This is a genomic window from Pseudomonas agronomica, from assembly GCF_025917275.1.
GTDB classification, from domain to species: Bacteria; Pseudomonadota; Gammaproteobacteria; order Pseudomonadales; family Pseudomonadaceae; genus Aquipseudomonas; species Aquipseudomonas agronomica.
The window spans coordinates 1-8,149 of sequence record NZ_JAOSHO010000222.1 but is presented as its reverse complement, the minus strand read 5'-3'; the positions used below and the strand labels follow the sequence as shown (position 1 = coordinate 8,149).

Genomic DNA, 8,149 nt, shown 5'->3' with positions numbered 1-8,149 from the left:
CACCAGGGTGCGTTCATAGTCGGCCAGGGCGCTGCGGATATTCGGTTCGTTGACCCCGTCGGGATAGGCGCTGGAAAACGCCTTGGCATAGTCAGGATCATCGGCGATGCGCTTGACCACCGTTTCCCAGGTGCTGCCCATTTCCGTCGGGCTGATCACCACCATGTGCACCTGTTCTTCCAGGGTGTCGACGCGACCGTCCCAGAACTGATGGAAGTTCAGGCTGGCGTTGAACACGGTGGGCGTATTGACTTCCACCGGCTTGCCGTCGAAACCCAGGGAAAGCGCCTTGTCGTCGGCCCCGCCCTTGTCCAGGCGATGGCAACTGGCGCAGGACAGCGTGTTATTGACCGACAGCCGCGGGTCATTGAACAGCCGTTGGCCCAACTGGACCCGCTTGGGGTCCAGGTTCGGAACGGGAGGCAGCGGCTTGAGCGGTTCGTCCAGTGGCTCGGCGTGAGCGGCCGTGCTCAATCCCACGAGCAGGCCGAGAGCCAGAATCAATCCGTGTGACGCCATGGGGTGCTTTCCTTGAAACTGGGTTTATGAACTCTGGCGCTTACGAAAACGGGTTCGGGCGTTGTTCCCATTCGGCCATCCATTGGCTGAACGCTTGCGGCTCCACGGCCTTGCTGAAGTAATAGCCCTGCACTTCCTCGCACTGGTGGATCTTCAGGAATTCCAATTGGTCCCGGGTCTCCACGCCTTCGGCGATGATGTGCAGGTTCAGGCTCTTGCCCAGGCTGATGATGGTGCTCACCAGCTTGGCGTCGTTACTGTCGATACTCAGGTCGCCGACGAACGACTGGTCGATCTTCAACACATCCACCGGAAATTTCTGCAGGTAGCTCAGGCTCGAATAGCCGGTGCCGAAGTCATCGATCGCCAGCCGGATGCCCAAGTGCTTGATGGCCTTGAGCGTGGCAACGGTGGTGTCGATGTTCTGCATGAGCACGCTTTCGGTGATCTCCAGTTCTAACTGTGTCGGATCCAGGCCGGTTTCCTTGAGGGTACGGGCGATGCCGTCGACGAAACCGCGCTGGCGAAAATCGATGGCCGAGACGTTGACCGACAGGTACAGCGGCCGCATGCCCTCGGCCTCCCAGCGACAAGCCTGCTGGCAGGCTTCCTGTAGCACCCATTGGCTCAGCGGCACGATCAAGCCGCTGTCCTCGGCCACCGGGATGAAATCCGACGGGTAGACTAGGCCGTGGTCGGGCCGGTTCCAGCGCACCAGCGCCTCGACACCAACCACCTTGCCGCTCGCCAGGTCGAGCTTGGGTTGGTAGTGCAGCACGAACTCCTTGCGTTGCAGCGCCAGGCGCAGGCCGGATTCGATGGTCTGCTGCTGCCGCGCCCGGCGGTTCATGTCTTCGGTGAAAAAGCGGTAATCGTTGGGGCCGTTTTCCTTGACGTTGCGCATCGCCGTCTCGGCTTTCTTGATCAACGCCACGGCGTCGAAGCCGTCGGCCGGATACACGCTGACACCCAGGCTCGCCGTGACCGTCAGGTCGTGGCCGTCGATGGGGTGTGGGGAGTTGATCGCCGCCAGCAGTTTTTCCGCCACGCCCTTGGTCATTTGCGGGTCGGTGATATCGCCCAGGATCACCACGAACTCGTCGGAACCGTAGCGAAACACCGAGTCGGATTCACGCACCATGGACGCCAGCGTCCGCGCCACGCGCTTGAGCATTTCATCGCCCACCGGATGCCCCAGCGCGTTGTTGATGCGCTTGAAGCGGTCGAGGCCGATGAACATCACCGCCAATTGCCGGTCATGGCGACGGCATTGGGCCAAGGCCTGGGTCAGGCGATCGCCGAGCAACATGCTGTTGGGCAGTTCAGTAAGCACGTCGTATTGCAGCAGGTGGGACACCTTGAGCAACTCCTGGACCCGCTCTTCGATCGTGCGCTCCAGGCTGCGCATCTTCCTCGCCGCGTCCTGTGCCAGCTGCCATTTCCAGGTCATGGCACTGGCCATCTGGCGGATTTCCAGGGTATCGAACGGTTTCTTGAGGATCAGCAACTGATCGTCGAACTCGATGCGCTCGGACATGGTTTCCCACGAGTAGTCGGAAAACGCCGTGCACAGGGCGATCTGCAAGCGCGGGTCGGCTTTCCAGAGTTGTTCGATGGTCTGCAGGCCATCCCAGCCCGGCGGCATGCGCATGTCGGCGAACACCAGCGCATAGGGCTGGCCCTCGGCCTGGGCGCGCTTGACCAGTTCCAGCGCCTCCTCGCCCTGGTAGGCCGAGTCGATCTGGAACTGCAGTCGATTGACCTGGGGCGTGCCGAACAACAGGCTCTCGGTGTCGTCCAGCGAGTCGTCATTGCCAGCGCTGGGGCTGAGGATCTTGCGAAAATCCTGATGGATGGCGGGTGTGTCGTCCACCACGAGGATTCGCCGATTGGCGGGTACCGACATGGGGTTCATGGGTTGCTCTCCGATAGCTGGCTGGCCGGCCGGGTCCAGTGGTCCGCCACGGGAATGATGGTCCCGGCCTTGAGCAGCTCGGCGGCCTGGCCGCTGTCCACCACGGTGCTGAAATAATGCCCCTGGGCTTGCATCGGGCCGCCGCTGGACATCAGTGTGGTGCGTTGCTCCTGGGTCTCGACGCCTTCGGCGATGATGCCAATGCCCACGTCCCGGGCGAAGTTGAGGATCGCGCGCAAGGTCGAGGCGTTTTCCGGGTCGTCACTGGCGCTGTCGAGAAACCGCTGGGCGAGCTTGAGGTGGTTGACCCGATACGTCTTCAGGTAATCGAACGACGAATATTCGGTGCCGAAATCATCGATGGCGACCTGCACGCCCAGTTCACACAGGCGTGGCAGCACGTCGTTGTGGGTCCATTTGGTCTGGGCCAGGGTCGCTTCGGTGACGTCGAAACGCAGGTCCCAGGGCGCCAGTTCCCAGCGCGCGGTGGTGCGCAGCACGTCGTAGATCAGCTCGGGGCCGGTCTTGAGCTGGGTCAGGGACAGGTCGATGGCGATCACCGGCGGCGCCATGCCCTGGTCGCGCCATTGGCGCATCTGCTGGCAGGCCTGGTCGAGTACCCAGTGGCCGAGGCCGATGATGATCCCGGTTTTCTCGGCGGCCGGCATGAACGCCGCCGGTTCCAGCCAGCCGCGCTCTGGGTGGTTCCAGCGCACCTGCACGCCCATGCCGAGGATCCTCCCGGTGCCGAGGTCGACTTCCGGCAAGTAGTGCAGGTGCAGCTCGTTGTTCTCGATGGCCTGGCGCAGGTCATTGGCCAGGGCGACCCGGTCGGTCACTTCCTGGTTAATTTCCTCGTTGTGGAAATGATACTGATTGCGGCCCTTTTCCTTGGAGCGATAGAGGGCCATGTCGGACTGCGCCATCAGGCTGTCGGCACTCGGGCTCTGCGGGGTGTACAGGCTGATGCCGATGCTCACGGAAATGCGCACGTCATTGCCGTCCAGGGAATAGGGCGCCACCAGCGTGTCGCGGATCTTCGCCGCCAGCGCAGCGCAGTGGGTCGCTTCGTGGACGTCGAGTTGCAGGATGGCGAATTCATCACCGCCCAGGCGCGCGACGACGTCGTTCTCCCGGGTACAGGCCTTGATGCGCGCGGCGACTTCCTGCAACAACAGGTCGCCGATCGGGTGGCCGAGGGTGTCGTTGATGCGCTTGAAGTGGTCCAGGTCCAGATAGAACATCGCGAACGGCGCCGCGCCCCGACGGGCGGCGGCGAAGGCCTGGTGCAGGCGCTCGATCATGGTGGCGCGGTTGGCCAGTCCGGTCAGGCCATCGGTGCGGGCCAGCAGGGCGATCTTCTCCTCGGCCACCTTGCGCTCGGTGATGTCGAGGATGATGCCCTCGACTTCCAGCAGCAGGCCTTGCTCGTTGCGCACAGGAATGTAGCGGTTCTCGACCCAGCGGAACGTGCCGTCGCCGGTGCGCATGCGAAATTCGATGGAGGCGCCGGCGTTGTCGCGGTCCAGGACGCGGACCATGGCTTCGTCGACCTTGCCCTGGTCGTCGGGATGGATCAGGGTTTGCGCCCAATCCGGCGAGTCGATCAGTTGCGCCGCGACATGGCCGAACTTGGTGATGTTGTGGGAGATGTACATCAACGGAAACGGCGGCTCGCCGCGCAGGCGATAGAGGATGGTCGGGCTGTTCTGCACGATGATGTTGGCGTCGGCCAGCTCGCGGGTGCGTTCCTCCACGGCCCGTTCGAGCATGTCCATCTTCAGCGCCGCGTCTTCGGTCATCTGCCATTTGACGGTCAAGGTGCTGGCCATCTGGCGGATTTCAATGGCATCGAAGGGCTTCTTCAGGATCAGCAGGCGGTCGCCCAGTTCGAGGCGATCGGCGATGTCTTCCCAGGAATAATCCGAATAGGCGGTGCACAGCGCCACTTGCAGCTTGGGGTCGACGCGCCACAGCCGCTCGATGGTTTCGAGGCCGTCCCAACCCGGCGGCATGCGCATATCGATAAAGGCCATGGCGAAGGGTTTGCCCTGGGCCAGGGATGTCTCGACTTTGTTCAAGGCTTCCATGCCCTGGAAGGCCGAGTCGAGCTCGAAACTCTGGCTGGAAACCGCCACCGGTGCGCCGAACAAGGCTTCTTCTGCGCTGCTCAGGCTGTCTTCGGGGATTGTGTCGGGGCTGAGGATCTTTCGAAAATCCTCATGAATTGTCTGGGTGTCATCGACAATTAATATTCGCCGATTGGATCGTTCCGACGGCAGGCTCATGGCCGTATACCGTCGAAACGCGGACTACAGAACCGTGGGAACATCGGATATCCCTTTCGCTGGCATGAGTATTCGGCCTGTACTTGGCCCTTCATGAGGTACAGCATAGTCGGCTCATCGGAAGCGTGAGGTGAGTAGTGGCAAATTGTGTCTAAATATTCGCGATCTACTAGCCTGTCTTTCAGGGGTAATGTAGAACGGTTGTCGTCAATGGGGAGGGGATGTCAATGGAAGATCAATCGTCGAACGTTCCGGTCACGAAGCCGACGGTGTTGCTGGTCGATGACGAAGAGTCGATTCTCAACAGCCTGCGCAGGCTGTTGCGCAGCCAGCCGTATGAAATCCTGCTGGCCGACAGCGGCGCCAAGGCGCTGGAGATTCTCAAGGAGCGGCCAGTCGACCTGGTGATGACCGACGCGCGCATGCCCAATATGGACGGTGCCACGCTGCTGTCAGAAATCCGCAAGCTGTATCCCTCGACGTTGCGCATCCTGCTCACCGGTTATGCCGATGTGGACATGATGACCAAGGCCATCAACGAAGGGCAGCTCTATCGCTACCTGAGCAAACCCTGGAACGACGAGGAATTGGTGCAGGCCCTGCGCCAGGCCCTGGCCCACCAGCATTCGGAAAGCGAACGCCAGCGCCTCGAAGCGCTGAACAGCGAGCAGAACCAGCAACTCAAGACCCTCAACGCCACGCTGGAGAAACGCGTGGCGTCGCGCACCGCCGAGCTGCAGCAGACCGCCGACATGCTCGACCTGGCCTATGAAGAGCTCAAGCGCAGCTACGTGACCGGCACCGAAGTGTTCTCGCTGATCGCCAACCTGCGCCTGCCCAAGGCCAAGCAGACCAACCGGCAAATCATCGAGCTGCTCCGCGTCTACAGCCGGCTCAATTTTCTCGACGAGTCCACCGACCGCGACCTGACCATGGCCGGGGCGCTCTATAACATCGGCAAGCTGAGCTGGACCGACAACATGATGGTCACGCCCGCCGACATGCTGCACCACACCGAACTGGAGCTGTACCGCGCCTATCCGAAGCAGAGCGAGTCGCTGCTGATGACGCTCGACCCGATGAAGGATGCTGCGCGGATCATTCTTCATCACCAGGAGCGTTGGGACGGCAGCGGTTTCCCCGATCACCTGCGCGGCGAGGCCATTCCGTTCGGCTCGCGGCTGTTGAAGCTGGCGGTGGATTTCATCGAGCTGCAGCGCGGGTTGATCCTGGAGCGGCAGATGAACAGCGACGAAGCGCTGGTCTATATCCGCAAATACGCCGGCAAGCTGTACGACCCGGACATGATCGAGGATTTCATCAAGGCGTGTGCCGAATATCTGGAAGACGTGACCTTGTCCGACCCGACGGTGCAGGTCGTGACCACCCGCGAGCTGGCGGCCGGCATGGTCCTGGCCCGCAACCTCAACGCCGACAACGGCATGCTGCTGCTCAATGCCGGCAAGGTCATGAGCGGCCCGCTGATCGAAAAACTCATCGCCTTCGAAGCGATGGAAGGGGCGCGGTATAGCGTGTTCGTCAAGATCCCCGAGGAAGAGGCCGACCCGTCGGCGCCGAAGCCGATGTTGGGGTGAATAAAAATCTGCCAGCCGATGGGTTCCCTGTGGGAGCGAGCTTGCTCGCGATTGCGGTGGGTCAGTTGAAAAATCTCTGACTGATACTCCGCTATCGCGAGCAAGCTCGCTCCCACAGGGGAACTGTGTCGCATTGGAGATCGAGCCCAGGCTTTGCTCCCCCCCGCCGCGAGCTGTAATCTCCCCGGCAATTTCTGCCCGAGGTTCTGTAAAACATGACCATCCCCCTGATCCGCATCGCCGCCGCCCTGCTCATCGGCCCGGACGGCCGGACCTTGCTGGTGCGCAAGCGCGGCACCCGGGCCTTCATGCAGCCGGGCGGCAAGATCGAGGCCCATGAGCAACCGGTCCAGGCCCTGGCTCGGGAGTTGGACGAAGAACTCGGGCTCAAGATCGATCCGGCCCAGGCCCGTCACCTGGGACAGTTCAGCGCTCCGGCCGCCAATGAGCCGGGGTTCATCGTGCAAGCCGAGGTGTTTTTGCTGGAGACCGATGCGACGGTTTCGCCTGCCGCCGAGATTGAAGAAGTGCGTTGGGTCGACCCAACACCCAGCAACGATTTGCTGCTGGCGCCATTGACAGGCGAAGTGATCCTGCCGTTTTATCGAGCCCATTGCCTCGCGACCTGCTGATCCAAGGAGTGACGCCCCATGATCCCCTTGCCGGACCTGCTGATTTTCGCCGCCGCCGCGCTGTTGATGGTGCTCACGCCCGGCCCGAACATGATCTACCTGATTTCCCGTTCAATCTGCCAGGGCCGCAAGGCCGGCGTCACGTCTCTGCTTGGTGTGGTGGCGGGCTTTTTTGTGCACATGTTCGCGGCGGCAGCGGGGCTGACGGCGGTGTTCCTGGCGGTGCCCATGGCCTATGAAGTACTGAAATGGGCCGGTGCGCTGTACCTGTTGTGGTTGGCCTGGCAAGCCGTGAAACCCGGCGCGCGCTCACCCTTCGAGGCCCAGCAACTGCCGGCTGACTCGACCCGCAAGTTGATCTCGATGGGTTTTCTCACCAGCGCCCTGAACCCGAAGATCGCGGTGTTCTACCTCTCGGTTTTCCCGCAGTTCATCAGCCCGGAACATGGCTCGCTGTTCACCCAGAGCATCATCCTCGGGCTGACCCAGATCAGCGTCAGTTTCAGCGTCAACCTGCTGATCGCGCTGTTCGCCGCCGGCATCGCCTCATGGTTTGTCCACAACCCGACCTGGTTGGCCGCGCAGCGCTATTTCATGGGTTTCGTACTCGGCGCGCTGGCGGTGCGGCTGATGCTTGAGCAACGGCGTTCGGCGTGAGCATCCGACGACTGAAAGCGGGTGATGCCCAGGCCTATCGCGAGCTGATGCTCCAGGCTTATGAATTTCATCCACAGGCCTTCACCTCCAGCGCCAGCGAACGGGCAGCGTTGCCCATCAACTGGTGGGAATCGCGCCTGACCAGCCGGCTCGAAGTGATCCTCGGCGCGTTCGTGGCGGACGAGCTGGTCGGTATCGTCGGCCTGGCCCTGGAGCCGCGGCTGAAGGGGCGGCACAAGGCAACGCTGTTCGGCATGTACGTGATCGAGGCCCATCGCCACGGTGGGTTGGGTGAACGCCTGATGCAGGCCGCCCTCGACGAAGCCCGTCGCCATGCCTTCCTGCGCTTGGTGCAACTGACCGTCACCGCCGGCAACGAGCCGGCCATCAAGCTCTACCAGCGCTGCGGTTTCGTGCTGTATGGCCTTGAGCCGATGGCGATTCGCGTGGGGGACGAGTACTTCGACAAGGTCCATATGTGGCTTGAACTTTGAACTCGCCGCAGATCTGAGTAATAGAGCTTTTGTGGCGAGGGAGCTTGCT

The 8,149-nt window shown here is 62.0% G+C and carries 7 protein-coding genes; 4 read left to right on the top strand and 3 right to left on the bottom strand.

Translation table 11 applies throughout. The annotated features are described in order from the left end of the window. The 3 genes from OC610_RS16285 to OC610_RS16275 form a co-directional block, all read right to left on the bottom strand. On the bottom strand, window positions 1–519 hold a 519-nt coding region (locus OC610_RS16285), incomplete at its 3' end, for a cytochrome-c peroxidase (RefSeq protein WP_264429044.1). Between the two features lie 40 nt (window positions 520–559). Further along, a complete protein-coding gene (locus tag OC610_RS16280; protein ID WP_264429042.1) occupies window positions 560–2,434 on the bottom strand; it encodes an EAL domain-containing protein in 1,875 nt (624 codons plus the stop codon). Further along, window positions 2,431–4,722, bottom strand: coding sequence for an EAL domain-containing protein (locus OC610_RS16275; RefSeq protein WP_264429040.1), 2,292 nt, complete (start codon window positions 4,720–4,722; stop codon window positions 2,431–2,433). The genes OC610_RS16280 and OC610_RS16275 overlap by 4 nt, the downstream gene beginning before the upstream one ends. A gap of 227 nt (window positions 4,723–4,949) precedes the next feature. Here OC610_RS16275 and OC610_RS16270 point away from each other — a divergent pair, with 227 nt between their 5' ends. From OC610_RS16270 to OC610_RS16255, 4 genes are all read left to right on the top strand, one after another. Further along, window positions 4,950–6,317: an HD domain-containing phosphohydrolase gene (locus OC610_RS16270; RefSeq protein WP_264429038.1), complete on the top strand. Its 1,368-nt coding sequence runs from the start codon at window positions 4,950–4,952 to the stop codon at window positions 6,315–6,317. 215 nt (window positions 6,318–6,532) lie between these two features. Beyond that, complete coding sequence (locus OC610_RS16265) at window positions 6,533–6,949, top strand: NUDIX hydrolase (protein ID WP_264429037.1); 417 nt, start codon at window positions 6,533–6,535, stop codon at window positions 6,947–6,949. Between the two features lie 18 nt (window positions 6,950–6,967). Then, a complete protein-coding gene (locus tag OC610_RS16260) occupies window positions 6,968–7,606 on the top strand; it encodes a LysE family translocator (RefSeq protein ID WP_264429035.1) in 639 nt (212 codons plus the stop codon). Further along, complete coding sequence (locus OC610_RS16255) at window positions 7,603–8,100, top strand: GNAT family N-acetyltransferase (protein WP_264429033.1); 498 nt, start codon at window positions 7,603–7,605, stop codon at window positions 8,098–8,100. The genes OC610_RS16260 and OC610_RS16255 overlap by 4 nt, the downstream gene beginning before the upstream one ends. Window positions 8,101–8,149: the final 49 nt, after the last annotated feature.

What these genes read in the sequence shown, in the direction of transcription:
- OC610_RS16280 (WP_264429042.1), bottom strand. Translation starts at nt 2,434, where the DNA reads ATGAACCCCATGTCGGTACCCGCCAATCGGCGAATCCTCGTGGTGGAC.
- OC610_RS16275 (WP_264429040.1), bottom strand. Translation starts at nt 4,722, where the DNA reads ATGAGCCTGCCGTCGGAACGATCCAATCGGCGAATATTAATTGTCGAT.
- OC610_RS16270 (WP_264429038.1), top strand. Translation starts at nt 4,950, where the DNA reads ATGGAAGATCAATCGTCGAACGTTCCGGTCACGAAGCCGACGGTGTTG.
- OC610_RS16265 (WP_264429037.1), top strand. Translation starts at nt 6,533, where the DNA reads ATGACCATCCCCCTGATCCGCATCGCCGCCGCCCTGCTCATCGGCCCG.
- OC610_RS16260 (WP_264429035.1), top strand. Translation starts at nt 6,968, where the DNA reads ATGATCCCCTTGCCGGACCTGCTGATTTTCGCCGCCGCCGCGCTGTTG.